Source organism: Companilactobacillus bobalius (genome assembly GCF_009764355.1).
This window is the reverse complement of the sequence record NZ_LNUA01000032.1, coordinates 167072-185769: the sequence shown is the minus strand read 5'-3', so window position 1 is coordinate 185769 and position 18698 is coordinate 167072. Positions and strand designations below refer to the sequence as shown.

General features: G+C 36.7%; 14 protein-coding genes and 6 pseudogenes. 1 reads left to right on the top strand and 19 read right to left on the bottom strand.

Annotation, left to right across the window (positions count from 1 at the left end; genetic code table 11):
* Positions 1-84: 84 nt before the first annotated feature.
* The 15 genes and pseudogenes from murA to ATN92_RS07915 form a co-directional block, all read right to left on the bottom strand.
* Positions 85-1407: pseudogene (gene murA, locus ATN92_RS07985) on the bottom strand (UDP-N-acetylglucosamine 1-carboxyvinyltransferase).
* Between the two features lie 24 nt (positions 1408-1431).
* The gene (locus ATN92_RS07980) at positions 1432-1665 is read right to left on the bottom strand and encodes a DUF1146 family protein (protein WP_025085338.1); all 234 of its coding nucleotides are present in this window, start codon (positions 1663-1665) and stop codon (positions 1432-1434) included.
* 124 nt (positions 1666-1789) lie between these two features.
* Positions 1790-2218, bottom strand: a complete 429-nt coding sequence (locus tag ATN92_RS07975; RefSeq protein ID WP_054643439.1) for a F0F1 ATP synthase subunit epsilon — start codon at positions 2216-2218, stop codon at positions 1790-1792.
* A gap of 17 nt (positions 2219-2235) precedes the next feature.
* Positions 2236-3693 (bottom strand): annotated as a pseudogene (gene atpD, locus ATN92_RS07970) (F0F1 ATP synthase subunit beta).
* A 20-nt stretch (positions 3694-3713) separates the two neighbouring features.
* Positions 3714-4631 carry a F0F1 ATP synthase subunit gamma gene (locus tag ATN92_RS07965; protein ID WP_025084786.1) on the bottom strand — a complete coding sequence of 306 codons (918 nt, stop codon included), beginning with the start codon at positions 4629-4631 and terminating at the stop codon, positions 3714-3716.
* Between the two features lie 17 nt (positions 4632-4648).
* Positions 4649-6184, bottom strand: coding sequence for a F0F1 ATP synthase subunit alpha (gene atpA / locus ATN92_RS07960; RefSeq protein ID WP_158106652.1), 1536 nt, complete (start codon positions 6182-6184; stop codon positions 4649-4651).
* Positions 6185-6199: 15 nt separating this feature from the next.
* Positions 6200-6748, bottom strand: a complete 549-nt coding sequence (gene atpH, locus ATN92_RS07955; RefSeq protein ID WP_056952001.1) for an ATP synthase F1 subunit delta — start codon at positions 6746-6748, stop codon at positions 6200-6202.
* Entirely contained in the window at positions 6735-7256 is a 522-nt protein-coding gene (atpF, locus tag ATN92_RS07950; RefSeq protein ID WP_411762967.1) for a F0F1 ATP synthase subunit B, read from the bottom strand. The genes atpH and atpF overlap by 14 nt, the downstream gene beginning before the upstream one ends.
* Positions 7257-7332: 76 nt before the next feature.
* Positions 7333-7545: pseudogene (gene atpE / locus ATN92_RS07945) on the bottom strand (ATP synthase F0 subunit C).
* Positions 7546-7569: 24 nt separating this feature from the next.
* Positions 7570-8280, bottom strand: a pseudogene (gene atpB / locus ATN92_RS07940) (F0F1 ATP synthase subunit A).
* 87 nt (positions 8281-8367) lie between these two features.
* Positions 8368-8997 (bottom strand): uracil phosphoribosyltransferase, encoded by a 630-nt coding sequence (gene upp / locus ATN92_RS07935; RefSeq protein WP_158106651.1) that lies wholly within the window; start codon positions 8995-8997, stop codon positions 8368-8370.
* A gap of 11 nt (positions 8998-9008) precedes the next feature.
* On the bottom strand, positions 9009-10019 hold the full coding sequence (locus ATN92_RS07930) for an L-threonylcarbamoyladenylate synthase (protein WP_158106650.1): 1011 nt from the start codon (positions 10017-10019) through the stop codon (positions 9009-9011).
* 2 nt (positions 10020-10021) lie between these two features.
* Entirely contained in the window at positions 10022-10870 is an 849-nt protein-coding gene (gene prmC, locus ATN92_RS07925) for a peptide chain release factor N(5)-glutamine methyltransferase (protein ID WP_158106649.1), read from the bottom strand.
* A gap of 4 nt (positions 10871-10874) precedes the next feature.
* Positions 10875-11945: pseudogene (gene prfA, locus ATN92_RS07920) on the bottom strand (peptide chain release factor 1); the annotation flags it as partial.
* Between the two features lie 17 nt (positions 11946-11962).
* Positions 11963-12544: a thymidine kinase gene (locus tag ATN92_RS07915; RefSeq protein WP_056951987.1), complete on the bottom strand. Its 582-nt coding sequence runs from the start codon at positions 12542-12544 to the stop codon at positions 11963-11965.
* A 152-nt stretch (positions 12545-12696) separates the two neighbouring features.
* Between ATN92_RS07915 and ATN92_RS07910 the strand changes: the two genes are divergently transcribed.
* The gene (locus ATN92_RS07910) at positions 12697-14040 is read left to right on the top strand and encodes a Mur ligase family protein (protein WP_158106648.1); all 1344 of its coding nucleotides are present in this window, start codon (positions 12697-12699) and stop codon (positions 14038-14040) included.
* Between the two features lie 55 nt (positions 14041-14095).
* Here ATN92_RS07910 and ATN92_RS07905 read toward each other — a convergent pair whose 3' ends face one another.
* From ATN92_RS07905 to ATN92_RS19505, 4 genes and pseudogenes are all read right to left on the bottom strand, one after another.
* Positions 14096-15064: a serine hydrolase domain-containing protein gene (locus tag ATN92_RS07905; RefSeq protein WP_056951983.1), complete on the bottom strand. Its 969-nt coding sequence runs from the start codon at positions 15062-15064 to the stop codon at positions 14096-14098.
* A gap of 76 nt (positions 15065-15140) precedes the next feature.
* Positions 15141-17009, bottom strand: a complete 1869-nt coding sequence (locus ATN92_RS07900) for an ABC transporter ATP-binding protein (RefSeq protein WP_056951982.1) — start codon at positions 17007-17009, stop codon at positions 15141-15143.
* On the bottom strand, positions 17009-17863 hold the full coding sequence (locus tag ATN92_RS19510; protein ID WP_411762966.1) for an ABC transporter ATP-binding protein: 855 nt from the start codon (positions 17861-17863) through the stop codon (positions 17009-17011). Before ATN92_RS19510 ends, ATN92_RS07900 begins: the two co-directional genes overlap by 1 nt.
* Positions 17864-17938: 75 nt before the next feature.
* Positions 17939-18670: pseudogene (locus tag ATN92_RS19505) on the bottom strand (ABC transporter permease); the annotation flags it as partial.
* Positions 18671-18698 lie beyond the last annotated feature (28 nt).

Here is an 18698-nt window from a genome sequence, read left to right as displayed (position 1 = left end):
ACACAAAAAGTATATCATAACCAGCTCAATCATTAAATTGCCAATAAAAAAAGAAAGTGGAAATCCCACTTCCTTAAGTCAACTTTAAGCCAATTTTGTAACACTTGGTATTGTATTCAATACTAAACTTTCTCGACCAGATTCATCGATTGCTACACGTCTTATGTTAGCACCTAAGTCTCTTAACTTCTCAGTAAAATGATAATATCCACGATCCAAATATTGAAGGTTAGAAACTCTTGTCTCGCCTTCAGCAACCAATCCTGCTAGTACCAACGCTGCAGCAGCACGTAGGTCAGTAGCGGCAACATTAGCACCACTCAATTGTGCAGGTCCAAACATAATAACTGAATTACCTTCAATTTTATAGTCGGCCTTCATCTTCCCAAATTCTGGGAAATGCATAAATCTATTTTCAAAGACTGTCTCTGTCATTACAGTTGTTCCAACGCTTAACAATTGAGCCAAAGTCATTTGAGCTTGCATGTCAGTTGGAAAACCTGGATGAGGCATTGTCTTAACATCAACTGGTTTCAATTGATTAGAACCAGTAATACGAATTCCTTCGTCGTTCTCATCAATTTTAACGCCCATTTCAATCAATTTAGAGATCAATGGACGATTATGTGCAGCCACAGCATCCTTGATGAAAATATCACCATTTGTAACTGCAGCAGCTACCATAAAAGTACCAGCTTCAATTCTATCTTGCATAATTGAATGTTCACAACCATGTAAACTAGATACACCGTTAATACGAACTGTGTTAGTACCAGCTCCTGTAACGTCAGCACCCATTTTACTTAAAACATTAGCTAAATCTACTTATTCATTTAACTTTTTTAATATAACAATAGATGTTTCACCATCAGCAAGAGTCGCAGCCATCATAATATTTTGAGTAGCACCAACACTTGGAAAATCTAAATAAATATTGGCGCCATGTAGTCCATCGGTAGTTGCATCGATATAACCACCATTTTGATTAAATAAATTCGTTAACATTTCAATTTGCTCAAAATGTAGCGCTATTGGTCTTGAACCAATTGCACAACCTCCGTGCATAGATTTATACTTATTAGTATAGGCTACTTTTTTAGGCCCTAAAACAACAATTGAAGCACGCATTTTATCAACTAGGTCTTCAGGAGCTGTAGTGGATGTTCCTTCACTCGTATCAACCGTTAAAACTTCATCAATTTCATCATATGAAACATTAGCATTCAAAGCTTTTAATACTTTGGACATTGTAATTACATCTGATAACGGAGGGATATTTGTCAAAGAGGTTTTTCCTTTTGATGCTAAGATAGTCGCCGCCAAAATTGGTAAGGCAGCATTCTTTGCACCTTCAATTCTTACATTTCCCTTTAATTGCGTAGGTCCATTTACGATTATTTGTTGCACAATATTCTCCTCCAAAACCTGGAATCATTTAAAAAACAAGGCTATATTCTGAGTTAAACTGAAAATACTCATGAAAAACGAACTTACAGTGTAACCCAGAGCGATTGCAATAAACGCTACAAGTAATTGTAACATTTTAGGATTGGTTTTGTTATATATCTTTTTCCAATCCACCACTTGTAATATATTAAAACTGATCCATATAAAAATGATATGGCTTACAAGCGTAATTATTGCATTTATTCCTAAATTTGTCATTTTATAAACCTCACTTTTCTAAATAATAACATTTTATTAATAATCACGTTTATCCATACCAAATACTTTAACTTAATTTAAAGTACAAAAAAGACTGAGTCTCCTCAGTCTTTTTTATTACATATTAATTACGATGTGAACTTACGTTAATTCTATTAATAGCCTTACGTAAGGATACTTGTGCACGAGCTAACTCATCAATATTGTGCTTTTCTTCAGCAGATTTGATAGTACTTTCAGCCCTTTGCTTAGCATATTTGGCACGTCTTAAATCAATATCTCTAGCTCTTTCGGCACTATTAGCCACGATCGATACTAGATCATTACTAAACTCCAAGAACCCGCCATTTACAGCAATTGAGTCTTCATGGTGAGGCTTGTCGACACGACGGACACGAACTTCATCAATGACCAATGGGGCAATAATTGGGGCATGGTGCGCCATGACACCAATTTCACCATCAATGGTACTCAAGACAACGAGTTTTGCATGATGGTCGTAAACAACACCATCAGGAGTAACAATATTGACCTTCATAATATTACCAGCCATATCATTTCCTCCTTCTGTTAATTGGCAACTGCTTCAGTAGAGTTGTCATCGTTGTTTTCTTCATCAGCTGGTGTCCAGCCCATCTTCTTAGCTTTAGCGAGCACGTCATCAATTCCACCAACACCATTAAAGGCGTCTTCAGGAACATCGTCATACTTACCATCTAAGATAGCACGGAAATCTTTAACAGTTTCTTCAACAGGAACATAAGATCCGGGTACACCAGTAAATTGTTCAGCAACACTGAAGTTTTGTGACAAGAAGAATTGAATACGTCTTGCACGAGCAACAACAGTCTTTTCTTCGTCAGATAATTCATCCATACCCAAGATAGAAATAATATCTTGTAATTCGTGATATCTTTGAAGAACCTCTTGAACTTCAGTAGCAACATCATAATGTTCTTGTCCAACAACGTCGGGGTCAAGAGCAGATGATGATGATGCCAAAGGATCAACGGCTGGGTAAATACCTTGTTGTGTCAATCTACGTTCCAAGTTGGTTGTAGCATCCAAATGGGCGAAGGTTGTAGCAGGAGCAGGATCAGTATAATCATCGGCAGGAACATAAACGGCTTGAATTGAAGAGAGGTTTATCGTTTTTGTAGAAGTGATTCTTTCTTGCAATTGACCCATTTCTGTAGCCAATGTTGGTTGATAACCAACGGCTGAAGGCATACGACCAAGCAAGGCAGAAACCTCTGAACCAGCTTGTGTAAATCTAAAGATGTTATCGATAAACAATAGAACATCTTGTCCTTCAACATCACGGAAGTACTCAGCAATTGTCAAACCTGTTAAGGCAACACGCATACGAGCACCAGGTGATTCGTTCATTTGACCATAAACCATGGCTGTTTTAGCAAGAACACCGGATTCCTTCATTTCATAATAAAGGTCATTACCTTCACGTGTTCTTTCACCAACACCAGTAAATACTGAAATACCACCATGTTCTTCGGCAATATTATGGATTAACTCTTGAATTAGAACGGTCTTACCAACACCGGCACCACCGAACAAACCAACTTTACCACCACGAACGTAAGGTTCGAGTAAATCGATAACTTTGATACCTGTTTCAAGAATTTCAGTTGATGTATTTAATTGATCATAAGCAGGTGCAGAACGGTGAATACTGTTTCTTGGGAAGTCAGCAGGAAAAGCTTTACCTCCATCGATTGATTCACCTAAGACGTTAAACACACGACCCAATGTTTCTTTTCCAACTGGTACAGAAATAGGACCGTCAGGATTAATTCATTCAGCACCTCTTTGAAGTCCGTCAGTAGAACTCATGGAAATAGCACGCAAGGCGCCATCACCTAATTCTAGAGCAACTTCAAGGGTAATCTCTGATCCATCGCTTTTCTTAACTTTCAAAGCGTCGTTGATTTCTGGCAAGTTTCCGTCAATAGGAAACTCAACATCGACAACTGGACCGATTACCTGAATAACTTTACCTTTGCTACTCATTAATTTGGCTCCTTTCTAAACTATTCAAGTGCAGCAGCACCACCGATAATTTCAGTGATCTCTGTAGTAATTTGAGCCTGACGAGCACGATTATAATGTAGTGATAAACCTGCAATAAGGTCATCAGCATTATCACTAGCACTCTTCATAGCTGTTACAGAAGCAGCATGCTCTGCTGTTTTTGCATCCATCATTGCTCCTAAAACTAAACACTCAATATATTGAGGCACAATTGCAGATAGAACTGCTTTAGGGTTTGGTTCTGTGATGTATTCACTAGCAACTTGTTGTTCTTCAGCAGTAACATCATCAGGTTCTGTTAATGGCAAAAGTTTTTGAGTTGTAAACTTAGAAACTAATGAATTAACGTGATGATTATGACAAATGTCAATTTCATCAAACAATTCAGCTTGATACATTTGCAAAATTGTTTTCATGATTGGTGTAATGTCTTCAACAGTTGGAATATCAGGTAAACCTGTATATTCATAAGCAACGTCAAAGCCACGTGCTTTGAAAAATTCAGTACCAGTTGCACCTAAGGAAATGATAGTAAATTTACTTTTATCACCATGATATTTCTTTTGGAAAAGATCCATCATTGCTTTTAAAATATTACTATTGTATCCACCAACAAGACCACGGTCACTTGTAATGACAACATATGCAGTCTTCTTGACTTCACGAACTTTTAGAAGACTGTTTAGACTCAAAGGATCAGTGGAATCATCTGCAACAGATAATTCTTTAAACACATCAGCAGCTGTTAAATGTCTAACAATATCTTCAACCTTTTTTTCATACAATTGATAAGCAATAGATTTCTTTTCAATACGAGAGAGTTTAGCACCAGAGACCATTTGCATGGCCTTTGTTATTTGACCGGTTTTCTTAGTAGAAGAAATTCTTCTTTTAATATCCATAAGGGACTCAGCCATTATTTAAACCTCCTGTATTATTTTTCTTGCTTGCTATCTGAATCTGACTTAGAAGCCAAGAAGTTTTCTGTAAATTCACTTACAGCTGACTTGAAGGTATCTTCATCAGGTAATGTACCTTTTTCTTTGATTGTTTGTAAAAGATCTGAATGGTTTGCATCGAAATATTCAGAAAGTGAAGCTTCATATTCTTTGATATCATCAACATTGATTTTATCTAGGAATCCTCTTGTCAAAGCAAACAAAATCAAAACTTGTTTTTGAACAGCAACTGGGGAGTGTACGGGTTGTTTTAGAACTTCCTCTGTACGACGTCCACGGTCTAGTTTTGCCTTTGTAGCTTCATCAAGATCTGAACCAAATTGAGCGAATGATTCCAATTCATGATATGAAGAAAGATCCAGACGTAAAGTACCAGCAACCTTCTTCATAGCCTTAATTTGGGCATCTCCACCAACACGAGAAACAGATGTACCAGCATCAATAGCTGGACGTGTACCTGAGTGGAACATATCACTACTCAAGAAGATCTGTCCATCAGTGATAGAAATAACGTTAGTTGGAATATAGGCTGACACATCACCGGCTTGTGTTTCAACGATAGGTAAAGCAGTCATTGAACCGCCACCTAAATCGTCACTCAACTTAGCAGCACGTTCTAGCAAACGTGAATGCAAGTAGAAAACATCACCAGGATATGCTTCACGCCCAGGTGGTCTACGAAGCAATAGCGAAATTTCACGGTAGGCATTGGCTTGCTTGCTTAAATCATCATAGACGATCAAAACATGTTTACCATTGTACATGAAATACTCACCCATTGCGGCACCAGAGTATGGTGCGAAATAAAGCATAGGTGCTGGTTGACTAGGACCAGCTTCAACAACGATTGTGTAATCCATTGCTCCATGCTTTCTTAAGGTTTCAACTTGGGCTCTAATTGTTGATTCCTTTTGACCAATTGCGACATAGATACAAATCATATCTTCATCTTTTTGATTAAGAATAGTATCGATAGCAATTGATGTTTTACCAGTTTTACGGTCACCAATGATCAACTCACGTTGACCACGACCAATAGGAACAAGTGAGTCAACGGATTTCAAACCTGTTTGTAGAGGTTCGAAAACTGACTTACGTTGCATAACACCGGGTGCAGGTGACTCAATAGGTCTAGTTTTGTCAGTCTTGATCTCTCCAAGACCATCAACAGGTTGACCCAAAGAATTAACGACACGTCCAACCATCGCATCACCGACGGGAACTTCCATGATACGACCTGTTCTCTTAACAGTATCGCCTTCACGGATTTTATCGTAATTACCTAAAATAATGATACCAACATCATCACTTTCAAGGTTTTGAGCCACACCAAAAGTACCGTCTTGGTTTTCAAGGAATTTGCTATCCATAAATTTTTCAAGGCCATTAGCACGAGCAATACCATCACCGACGTATGTAACTGTACCTACTTCATCAACTGAGAGTTCATTTTTATAGTTCTTTAACTGTTCTTTGATCAGCGAACTAATCTCTTCAGTTTTGATGCTCATTCTTTTCACCTCGAATTAATTATTAACTAATAGCATGTTCTTAATGTCATTAAATTTCTTAACAACACTACCATCGACAACTTGGTCTCCAACACGGATTATAACGCCACCAATGATATTTGAATCAACTATTTTCGTTAAATTTACTTCATTTACTGAAAATCTCTTTTTAATCACGGATTCAAGATTCTTAGCTTGTGTTTGATCCAATTCAATTGCTGTTGTAACTGTTGCTTCAACAATTCCATTAACTTCATCGTATTTTTCGATGAAAGCATCAGCAATATCAATAACACAATCCATACGATTGTTATCAAACACTAAACCTAAGAAATCTTGCATTAAAGAGCCAAATTGACCCTTCAATGTATCCAAGATTTTAAGCTTTTCAGTGCGAGAAATAGAACGGCCTGCTAGAGCAAAACCCAAACCAGGATTTTCCTCATAAACTTGCTTCAAAGCTTTTAAATCTTCGAGCATTTCTTCTACAGACTTTTGTTCTTCGGCAACTTCAAAAAGTGCCTTAGTATAGCGTTTTCCCACTTGCTTATTACTTAGTTTCATTAACCGTCAACTCCTTAATATAAGAGTCGATTAGTGACTTTTGATCGTCAGCATTAAGCTCTTTAGAAATAACTTTAGAAGCAATTTCCAAAGATAAGTTTGCTATGTCTTTTTGTGCTCCAGCCATAGCATCTTGTTTAGCTTTATCAGCATCAGATTTAGCTCTTTGTCTCTCTTCTTCAGCTTCGCCGTGGGCTTCAGTTAAGATAGACTTCTTTTGAGTCTCTCCACTTTCCTTAGCTTTATTAACGATTCCAACTGCTTCAGCACGTGAATTTTTAAGTGCATCTTCACGTTCTTGAGCCAACTTTTTAGCACGAGCACGTTCTTGATCCGCATAATCAAGGTCACCAGTGATTTTTTCAGATCTGGCGTCCATCATTTTTGTGATTGGACCCCAAGCAAAATGCTTAACCGCAAGTGCCAAAATGATGAAAGAAACAAGAACGAAAAGCATGTCTCCCAAAGCTACTTGATTGGCTCCGAGAACTAATAAACCTGCCAATATTCTTCACTCCTTCCTATCAAATAAATACACACATAAAAAAGGCGATTTTTTATTGATCGCCGAGTCATCATATGTATTAGACAAAAAGAATAACGAACGCAATAGCAATAGCAATGATAGGAACAGCTTCGATAAGACCAACACCAATGAACATTGTTCCTCTTAGTTTATCAGCTACTTTGGTTGCCATCTAGCTAACTTCAAGATTTTTTGAAATAACAAGTCCGTTACCGATTGATGCTCCAAGAGCAGCGATACCAGCTGCAAGAGCTGCCGCAATATCTTTCATAATTAAAAATTCCTCCAATAAAAGTTATTCTTGTTCCAGTTTACGTGAAATATAGACCATAGACAATGTGGTAAATACATACGCTTGGATGGCTCCAATAAATACAGAAAAGCCTTGCCATACCATGGCTAATGGTATTGCTGCGACGAATGTAACAGCGCCAACGCTTTTTGCAACAGTTCCAATAAGTGCAAGAAGTACTTCACCGGCAAATATATTACCGTAAAGACGTAGTGACAATGTTAGGAAGTTTGTAAACTCTTCCAGAAGGTTAATTGGTAGTAAGAACTTTACCGGTCTCGCATAATTGGATAAGTAACCACCAAATCCAAATTTCTTCACAGCATAGTAATGTGAAAGTAACAATGAAATCGTAGCGAGTCCCATTGTAATTAGTGGATTGGTTGTTGGTGACTTAACGTATGTGAAACCTCCAACCTTTACTTGAAAAATTAATCCTAATTGGTTTGATACAAAGATAAATAGGAATAATACAAACGCATAAAGGTTAAAGCGTTTCTCTTTTTAGCCAGATTGATCCGTTTTTACAATACTGTTAGTAAAATCAATCCTTGCATGATATTCATTCTGTGCCTTACCTGGCCTCATCGTGATCTTACGTGATAATGCAAAGACCAAAATGAAAACAAGGATCGCAGAGATAAGAACTGATAAGTCATTTGCAACATTGAATCTTAACCCTAAGAAATCAATAAACTTATACTTATCATCCAATAATAACCCTCCTTTCTTCGCTTATTGAAAACAATTGATACCACAAAATAATAACACTAAATTTTATATATTCAAACAATGAAATTGTTATTTTGTCCCAAATAATCTGTCACCGGCATCGCCTAATCCAGGGAAAATATAACCACTGTCTGTAATCTTTTCTTCTTGTTTAGCAGCATCGCCTGCATTCAAAATATCTTTAACTTCAGTACCATTTAATCCTTCTGGAGCAGCAACTAGAACAACTAAACGCATATGTTTGGCACCACGTTTCTTCAATGCATCGATAGCCATGTTAGCAGAACCACCAGTAGCGAGCATTGGGTCAACGATGAATAATTCACGTTGATCAATATCGCTAGGAAGTTTTACAAAGTATTCATGTGGCTTCAGAGTTTGTTCATCACGGTACATACCGATATGACCAACTTTAGCAGCTGGGATCAATTCAAGAACACCATCAACCATACCTAAACCCACTAAATCTTTATCATCATTCGTTTCAGTCAATAATCGAGCTGTATCATGTGAATCTAAACCCATTGGTGTTTCAACAACAGCATCTTTTAAAGGTAAATCTCTTGTAATTTCATAAACCATCAATTCACCAATTTCATTAGCAACTTCACGGAATACTTTTGTACCAGTATTCTTATTTCTGATAATTGTTAATTTGTGTTGAATTAAAGGGTGGTTCAATACTGTAAATTTAGACATTTTCTGTCTCCTTAGTTTTTATAATGTGTGTTACCCGCTGATTTATTCAAACGATTGCTGTAAGCCTCACCGTGATCCGCATCGGGGAATCCTTGAGCAAGAATGAATTTTACATGATCAGTATCTAATTGGCGTAAGCCAGCAAATAGATCCCTGGAAGCACTAATGACATCATTTCCTAGTGAAAAGGTCTTGATTCCAGCTGGTACTTCTTGCAAAACTTCATCCACTGCCATGACACCCATTGGAACATTTTTGGCCTGGTATTGTGTGATTGCTTGTTTAAAGTCACTCTTATCATCAACAATAATAACTTGAGCACTTGGTGCATAATGCTTATATTTCATCCCTGGTGCCTTTGGAACCTCGCCGGCTTTGACCTTATGGTGATCACTATTAACGTTGTCAATGACCTTCAAAAGGTCCTTATCCGTTATCATCCCTGGTCTCAAAATAGTTGGTACATCAACAGACAAATCAATTACTGTTGACTCAACACCGATCTTGGTTGGTCCATCATCCAAAATAGCTGCAATTTTACCATGTAAATCATGATAAACATGCTTAGCCAAAGTTGGGCTTGGTTTACCACTAGTATTAGCAGAAGGGCCAACAATTGGTTTGCCAAAAGTCTTGATAAGGTTCAATGTTGCTGCATTATTAGGCATACGAAAGGCAGCAGTCGTCAAACCACCTGTGACAGCTTTTGAAAGCTTACCGGGTTGAATTGGCATAATAATTGTCAAAGGACCTGGCCAGAATGCTTTCATTAGTTTTTCCGCCAATGGTTTGTAACTGTTGTCCGCATATTCCCAAACCATCTCTGGTCCAGAAACATCCAGTATCATTAAATGATCACTTGGACGTCCTTTAGCAGCATAAACCTCTTTGACTACATCAGGTCTTGTTGCGTCAGCTCCTAAGCCGTAAACAGTTTCAGTGGGAAAAGCCACTAACTGTCCATCGGCTAAGAAATCTGCAGCTTCTTGAATCTGTGTACTCTCGAGTATCTCAGTTTCCAATACTACATCTCCTTTTTAGCTTTTAGATATCGGTAATTACCACTTATATCTTTATGAAATTCTACAACATAATTGGGTAGATTATCACAAAAAATTTGATTTATTGCATTTTTTTGTCTAAATCCAAATTCCATATAGAGAGTTCCATCATCTGAAAGATAATTATCGACTACCTTTACAATGTTCTCATAGAATTCTAAACCATTATCTCTTCCATATAAAGCTAAATCCGGCTCATATTTAATAACACTCGGATCCATGTCCTTTTTTTCGTCCTCAGCAATATAAGGTGGATTAGAAACAATCACGTCAAATTGCTGTGGCTTGATCTCTTTGAATAGATCACTTTGTTGAAAATAGACATTATTAGCCTGATAGTTATCCGCATTCAGTTTAGCCACTTTAAGTGCTTCACTCGAAATATCAGTCGCTAAAATATTGTCATCGGGAAAAGCCATTCCCAAGCTGATAGCAATTATCCCTGATCCTGTTCCAATATCACAGATAGATTCGTTCTTAGCTCTATGATCATCGATAATCTTTTGCACCATCTCTTCAGTATCTTGTCTCGGTATCAAAACATTCTCGTTAACTGTGAAATTACGATTCAGGAAATAAGCGTACCCTAAAATATATTGAACCGGTACATCCATCCCTAATTTCACAACACCATCACGAAATTTACGCATAATATCATTAGGCACTGCTTCATTACGATGCAATTGTAATTGCGTATAGTTAAAGCCACTTAACTCTTCCATTAAGTACTGTGCATCTTCTGGAAACTTATTTTGCTCTTTTAACAATAAAAAAGCCCTTTTCAGGGCGTTAGAATAACTTAGCTTCTCCACTTTGAATTTGCTCCAACTTCTTGGTTTGGTCGTCAACAATCAAGGCATCGATAATTTCTTCAAGTTCGCCATTCATGATTCTATCCAATTTGTTCAAAGATAAACCAATACGATGATCAGTCACACGATTTTGAGGATAATTGTAAGTTCTGATACGTTCAGAACGATCACCAGTACCGACAGCTGACTTACGTTTTTCATCATATTCACTTTGATTTTGTGATTCATAATAATCATAAACACGATTTTTCAAATCTATTATCGCCCCTTATATGATTTGGTGTGTGTGTATGCCCATAAACTAAATACGGCAGATAGAATGAAGATCAAGGGTCATACGAACAGCTGATGAGGTCTTATTGATATGCTGACCACCGGCACCAGATGAACGATAAACATCAGTACGAATGTCTTTAGGATCAATATCAATATCAACTTCGTCATATTCAGGCATAACTGCAACAGTTGCTGTTGAAGTGTGAACACGTCCCTGTGATTCAGTAGAAGGAATTCTTTGAACACGGTGGGCACCATTTTCATACTTCAATTTTGAATAAACACTGTTACCTGTAATCATTACAGCAACATCTTTGTAACCACCAACTTCAGTATCAGTTTCATCGATGATATCAAAATTCCAACCTTGTTTTTCAGCATATTTACTGTACATACTCAACAAATCAGCTGCAAATAAACTGGCTTCATCACCACCAGCGGCACCACGAATTTCCATGATAATATTCTTATCATCGTTAGGATCCTTAGGAAGCATCAATAAAGTGATGTTGTGTTCAACCTCATCTAGTTCCTTCTTAGAAGAATCCATTTCTTCTTTAGCCATTGCAGTCATTTCTGGATCATCAGTTTCGCGTAAAATTTCATCGCTATCACTGATGCTCTTCTTTAATTCTTTATAGTGCCTGAAAGCAGCGACAACATCACGCATATCAGCTTCTTCTTTTGAGTAAGCCATATAACGCTTAGTATCGTTGATAACTTCAGGATCACTCATCAATTCTTGGAGTTCCTGATATCTTTCAAGCAATGTTTCTAGTTGTTCAAATATTTTATCCAACTTAACAATCCTTTCTCTTATTTATTATCTAGCATTGGAGGATGGTTGTAATGACGGCGACAAACTGGATAGTACATTTCATTGCCACCAATTGAAACTTGTTCTCCCTCAAAAACTGGTTTGCCATCTGACATACGCATATTCATTGTAGCTTTTTTTGTACAGAACCAACAGATAGTCTTCATTTCTTCCAACTTATCTGCATAAAGTAGTAAATATTTTGTACCTTCGAATAACTCATTGCGAAAATCATTCTTCAAACCAAAAGCCATAACAGGAATTCCTAAATCATCAACCACTTTAGTTGCCTGTAAAACTTGATCCTTAGTCATGAATTCACATTCATCAATCAATATACATGATGCATCAGGATTTTTTTCCTTCACGATCTCAAAAACATTAGAATCTTCCTTGAGAGCAATCGCTGGACGAGTTAATCCCATACGACTCTGTATTTTTCCAGTACCTGAACGAGTATCCATAATACTTGTCATCAAAATAACTGACTTACCCTGTTCTTCATAATTATGCGCCACTTTTAAAATCTCAATCGATTTTCCACTATTCATAGCACCGTATTTAAAAAATAATTGAGCCAATTTTACGCCTCCAAAATTATATCCTTCAAAATTATAACGAAAAAACTGTCTCTTGAACACATTAAACATTTTTCAATTTCAAACAAAATCGCATAAAATACTTGTGAGGTATGATAATATTGTTTTAATTAATTCAATTTGGGGTTTTCATAATGACATTTAAATCAGGTATTGCAACATTAACAGGAAAAACATCTTATTTTATTTTAAGCAAATTTTTCAATGGCGTTGTTGAATTCAACCTTTTGTGTAGCTTCATTATTGATCCTGATATTTTAAAGAGTCTTGGTAAGGATTACGAATTGATCGTCGTAACTGGTACCAACGGCAAAACTTTGACAACATCTTTAATCAATAAAATGTTGATTCAAAAGTACGATGATGTCTTAACAAATCCAACCGGTTCCAACATGATTCAAGGTATTGTAACTAGTTTTGTTACTCATCACAAAAAAAGCAAGAAACCTTTGGCTGTTCTAGAAGTTGATGAAGCCAACGTTCCTATCATTTGTAAATATATTAAACCTAAGTACTTTGTTTTAACTAATATTTTCCGTGATCAAATGGATCGTTACGGTGAAATTTACACTACTTATCAAAAAATTCTCGACGGTATCAAATTAGCACCAGATGCCACGATTATTGCCAACGGTGACGCTGCTATCTTTGCTTCTAAAGAATTGCCTAACAAAGTTATCAATTACGGTTTCTCTGACAAAGGACATGAGAACGAGGACTTCAAAGCACCTACTAATACTGATGGTGTCCTCTGCCCTAGATGTAATCATATCATGCACTATCATATGATTTCTTACGCTAATTTAGGTAGTTACTTCTGCCCTAACTGTAATTTCAAACGTGGACAACTGAAGTATCAAGTAACTGATATCTCAACACTACTTCCTAACAAAACTGAATTTGAAATTGACGGTAACAAATTTACCATGAATATCGGTGGTAAATACAATGTCTATAATGCTCTAGCTGCTTATGCTATTGCTTCAGAAATGGGAATTGGTGTCGAGCAAATTCGTAAGGCCTTTGCCTATGATGAAAAAGTTTTCGGTCGTCAAGAAACTATTACCGTTGATGACAAAGACGTTAATATCATTCTAGTTAAGAATCCCGTTGGTTTGAATCAAGTTATTGAAACCGTACTAAGTGATCAGGAACCTTACTCATTGGCCTTTCTATTAAACGCCAACTACGCTGACGGTATTGATACTAGTTGGATTTGGGACGCTAACTTTGAAGACTTTGATTATGATAAGTTGCCATTAGTTATTACTGGTGGTAAACGTGTCAAAGATGTAACTTATCGTTTCAAAATTGCTGGTCTCAACATGGACAAGAATATTGAAACAGTTGAAATCGAAGATTTTGTTAAACAAATTCCTAAGATACCAACTAAGAAAATCTATGTTCTCGCAACCTACACAGCTATGTTAGGACTACGTAAGGTTCTAGGTGATCAAGGATACATCAAACAAAAATAATTTTAGATAATCAAAAAAGCAATCCTCAAACAAATTAAATTTTGAGGATTGCTTTTTATTTACTCTCGTTCAAAAATGATTCCAAAATTGTTTCACGACGTCTCAAAAATATTTGGTTATATTGACTAGGATGAACTCGATTAGTCATTACGACCATTGCATTCTGATGTTGATAATCAACTGCCAAAAATTCACCCGTATAACCTGTATGGAAAAGAACGTGTCCTGAGCCATCTGGTTTCACATCCCAACCTAATGAACGTCCAGGATTTAATTCAGTGTAATTATGATATAAAAATTCTTTATCTGGTTTCAACATATCACCGGCAAATTGCATAACATCATTCAAAGTTGCAAACATACCAGCTGATCCACAATGCTTGCCTAATTGACGAGCCTTAGGATCATTAGGAATTCCATAAAGCATCTTGCCATCAACTGGATAAGTTGGTACACAACGAGCTGGATCAGGTTCAAAAGTAGCGTCCTTTAATCCTTCCGGCTCAATAATATATTTCATAATGGCATCTTGGACTGGCATTTTATAAAACTTCTCTGCAATCAATCCGAGAAAAATCAAGCCAGTATCCGTGTAAACAACTTTTTTATTAAAAGTATCAGTAACTGGCAAGGCTAATAATGCTTGAATTAGTTGATCACAGTTTAAAGCATCTCGATCAGGGATAAAGCCTTTAATACCAGAAGTGTGTGTAATCAGATGAAGCAGTTCTACCCGATTATCCTTAAACTCTGGTAAATATTTGCTGACAGGATCATGCAAATCAATCAATTTATCATCTAACATCTTCAAAACTAATGGTACAGTTCCCATTACCTTAGTTAATGACGCTAAATCGTGCAATTCGTCGCCTTTGAGAGGTGTTATCTCTGGCACCCATGACTTATTGCCATAAGTATATTTCTGCGTCTGTGACGAGTTTATGAAGCCAAAACTAACTCCTGGAACAACTTGCTTATTCACTAAATCAATAATTTGTGCTTTCGTCTCTTCAAAACTTGCCATAAAATCCTGCCTCTCATAATAAAAAGTATAAAAAAGAACGTGCTATAAACACGTTCCAATTATATATCTATCTTTTTTACAAAGCGACATTTCCAGCGAATTGTGAATTATAAAGATCTGCATAGAAGCCGTTCTTAGCCATAAGCTCATCGTGGTTACCTGTTTCAACGATTGAACCATGATTCATCACGATAATTTTATCGGCATTTTGAATTGTTGAAAGTCTGTGAGCTACAACGAAACTTGTTCTGTTCTTCAACAAACGTTCCATCGCATGTTGAATATGTAACTCAGTTCTAGTATCAACTGAACTTGTTGCTTCATCCAAAATCAAAATCTCGGGGTTAGCTACAAAGGCACGAGCAATAGTAATCAATTGTCTTTGTCCTTGAGAAATATTTGAAGCTTCCTCATTCAAGACTGTATCGTAACCCTTTGGTAATTGACGGACAAAGTTGTCAACATGGGCTGCTTTAGCAGCTTCAATGATTTCATCTTTAGTGGCATCTTCACGACTGTATTTCAAATTATCATAGATGGAACCGGTAAAGAGCCAAGTATCCTGAAGAACCATTGCATAATGACTTCTAACTTGTTCACGAGTCATATTACGGATATCTTTACCATCTAACTTAATAGAACCGCCCTTAACATCGTAAAAACGTTCTAATAAATTAATGATAGTTGTTTTACCAGCACCAGTTGGTCCAACAATAGCTATCATCTGGCCTGGTTTGACATCTAAGTTGTAGTCTTCCAAAAGGATTGGTTTGTTCTCATAACCGAATTTCACATGATCAAGTGTTACTTTGTTGTCAGTTTCAACATCTGGTACATCAACCTTATCATTTTCCATTTCGGGTTCATCCAAAATTTCAAAAACACGTTCGGCTGAAGCAACAGTAGCTTGAATCGTGTTAGTTAAGTTAGCCAATTGTGAAATTGGTTGTGAGAATTGATTCATGTATTGCAAGAAGGCCTGAATATTACCTAATGAGACATTACCATTAGCAACTTGAATACCACCATAGATAGCTACTAGGACATAACCCAAGTTATTAATGAAAGTCATCAAAGGCATAACAATACCAGAAATCATTTGAGCCTTCCAAGAAGCCTTATAGAGTTTAGTATTCTCTTTTTCAAACTTATCGATTGATTCATCTTCATGATTAAAACTCTTAACGACAACATGACCAGCATAGTTTTCTTCAACTTGGTTGTTCAAGAGACCTAGAGAAGCTTGTTGGCGTTTGAAGAATTTTTGTGATTGTGGAGCAATAATACCTACAACAATTAAACTTAAAGGAACTGTTGCTAAAGCAATCAAGGTCATTTGCCAACTAATTGTGAGCATCATCCAAATAACACCAATGAAAGTTACGGTACTAGTTACCAACTGAGTCAAACTTTGTTGCAAGGTTCCGGCAATGTTATCCATATCATTGATAGCACGTGACATAATATCACCATTAGAATGAGAATCGTAATAAACGATTGGCAAACGTGCCATCTTTGACTTCAAATCACGTCTTAACTTATAAACAGTTCGTTGTGAAATACGAGTCATAACAAATTGTTGAATAAAGTTGAAAACAGCTGAAGCCAAATACATCAAGATAACAATTAAAATAATATGTTCGATCTTACTAAAATCGATTGGTAGACCATTGATTTTTATACCAGCTTTTTGTTGGGCAACACCCGTCATCAAACCTTTATAAATTTCAGTTGTGGCCTCACCTAAAATCTTAGGAGTCTTAACCTGGAAGACAGCTGAAGCAATCGCCAAAATCAAAACAAAGATTATTCCGATTATGTAACTGGACATATACTTAGCCAGACGGCCTGTTGTTTTCCAGAAATTCTTAGGTTTAACAACAATTGCCGGGCCACGTCCTGGACCATGTCCTACTGAAGGGGATTGATTATTTTTATCAGCCATTACTTACCCTCCTTTATTTGAGACTCGATAATTTCTTGATAAGTCTTATTATTTTCTTTTAATTCAGCGTGAGTTCCCAATCCGACCATCTTACCATCATCCAAGACAACAATTTGATCAGCATCAGCGACTGTTGAGATACGTTGACCGACGATAACAACAACACTCTGACTAATTTTTTCATCATTTCTCAAGGCAGTTCTTAAGTTCAAGTCAGTCTTGAAATCAAGTGCTGAGAATGAATCATCAAAGACATAGATCGAAGCCTCTTTGACCAAGGCTCTAGCGATAGCCAAACGTTGTTTTTGACCACCAGAGAAGTTTTCCCCACCTTGTTCAACTTCAGAATCCAATTTGTCATCCAATTCTCTAACGAAATCAGCAGCTTGAGCAACTTCTAGAGCATGCCAAATTTCGTCATCAGTAGCATCAGGTTTACCATATAGCATATTGTCACGAACAGTTCCCTTAAATAAGTAAGCCTTTTGAGGAACCATTGAAACTTTACTATTGATATCTTCAGTACTCAATGCTTTGACATCCGTTCCATTGATACTTACAACACCTGTTTCAGCATCGTAGAATCGAGGAATCAAGTTGATCAAAGTACTTTTACCTGAACCAGTACCACCGATAATAGCTAGAGTTTGTCCCTTAGTCATGTTAAAGTTCAAATTAGATAGAGCTAATCTTTCAGCCCCATTATATCTAAAGTTAACATCATTGAAGCTAAGAGCTGGCTCGTCTTTAAGCTTAGCCGGTTTAGCCACAACATCAATTTTACTTTCTGTTTCAAACACTTCTTGAATACGAGCAGCTGAAGCTGAAGCACGAGGAACAAATACGAAGACCATTGATAAGATCATAAAACTCATTAAAATTTGCATAGCATAAGTCATGAAGGCAATCATATTACCAATTTCCATTGATTGGTTAGCAATGTAATGAGCACCTAACCAAGTGATACCAACATTAGTACCACTCATGATCAAAGAAACGATTGGGAACATCAATGCTACGATACTGAATACTTTAACCGCATTGTTAGTGTAATCTTCGTTAGCGTCGTTAAATCTATCTTGTTCAAATTTAACTTGTCTGAAGGCACGAATAACTCCTATAACTGACAAAAAATCAAGGAAAACCAAAATTGAGAAGATGATAAAAATGATTATTTATTTAATAGCAGGCACCGTTTTCATGATTCAGTGTTTCATTATGTTTTACATCTACATTACCCAGATCAAAAAGATCTTCGTCATTTCAGCGTTCTTTTGATAAGCCATGAAACTTGCACCAATCAACATAATTGGTGCCATGATCATCATTCTTAACATCATGATCATTACGTTCTGAATTTGGACAACATCATTAGTAGTTCTAGTCGTCAAAGATGAAGTCTCAAATTTGTCGAATTCATCGTGTGTAAAGTATAATATTTTTCTGAATAAATCGGATCTTAACTTTCGACCTAATCCTTGTGACGCTTGTGACGCCATCAAGACATTACCAAACGCTGCTATAACGGTTATAAATGATACGACGATCATTTTCATACCAGCGCTGACGATGAAGTCAGTATCACCAGTAATAACACCCTTATTAACAATGTCTGATGTTAGATTAGGGATATATAACGTTGCAATAACTTGGAAAATCATAAAAATGACCGCCGCAAGCACTTGCCAA

Bases quoted from the DNA above. Each gene is read 5' to 3' on its own strand.
- ATN92_RS07980 (WP_025085338.1), bottom strand. From the start codon at position 1,665: ATGACAAATTTAGGAATAAATGCAATAATTACGCTTGTAAGCCATATC.
- ATN92_RS07900 (WP_056951982.1), bottom strand. From the start codon at position 17,009: ATGGCTGATAAAAATAATCAATCCCCTTCAGTAGGACATGGTCCAGGA.
- ATN92_RS07905 (WP_056951983.1), bottom strand. From the start codon at position 15,064: ATGGCAAGTTTTGAAGAGACGAAAGCACAAATTATTGATTTAGTGAAT.
- ATN92_RS07965 (WP_025084786.1), bottom strand. From the start codon at position 4,631: ATGGCTGAGTCCCTTATGGATATTAAAAGAAGAATTTCTTCTACTAAG.
- ATN92_RS07975 (WP_054643439.1), bottom strand. From the start codon at position 2,218: ATGGCTGGTAATATTATGAAGGTCAATATTGTTACTCCTGATGGTGTT.
- ATN92_RS19510 (WP_411762966.1), bottom strand. From the start codon at position 17,863: ATGGTCTTCGTATTTGTTCCTCGTGCTTCAGCTTCAGCTGCTCGTATT.
- upp (WP_158106651.1), bottom strand. From the start codon at position 8,997: ATGTCTAAATTTACAGTATTGAACCACCCTTTAATTCAACACAAATTA.
- atpA (WP_158106652.1), bottom strand. From the start codon at position 6,184: ATGAGCATCAAAACTGAAGAGATTAGTTCGCTGATCAAAGAACAGTTA.
- ATN92_RS07910 (WP_158106648.1), top strand. From the start codon at position 12,697: ATGACATTTAAATCAGGTATTGCAACATTAACAGGAAAAACATCTTAT.
- atpH (WP_056952001.1), bottom strand. From the start codon at position 6,748: ATGAAACTAAGTAATAAGCAAGTGGGAAAACGCTATACTAAGGCACTT.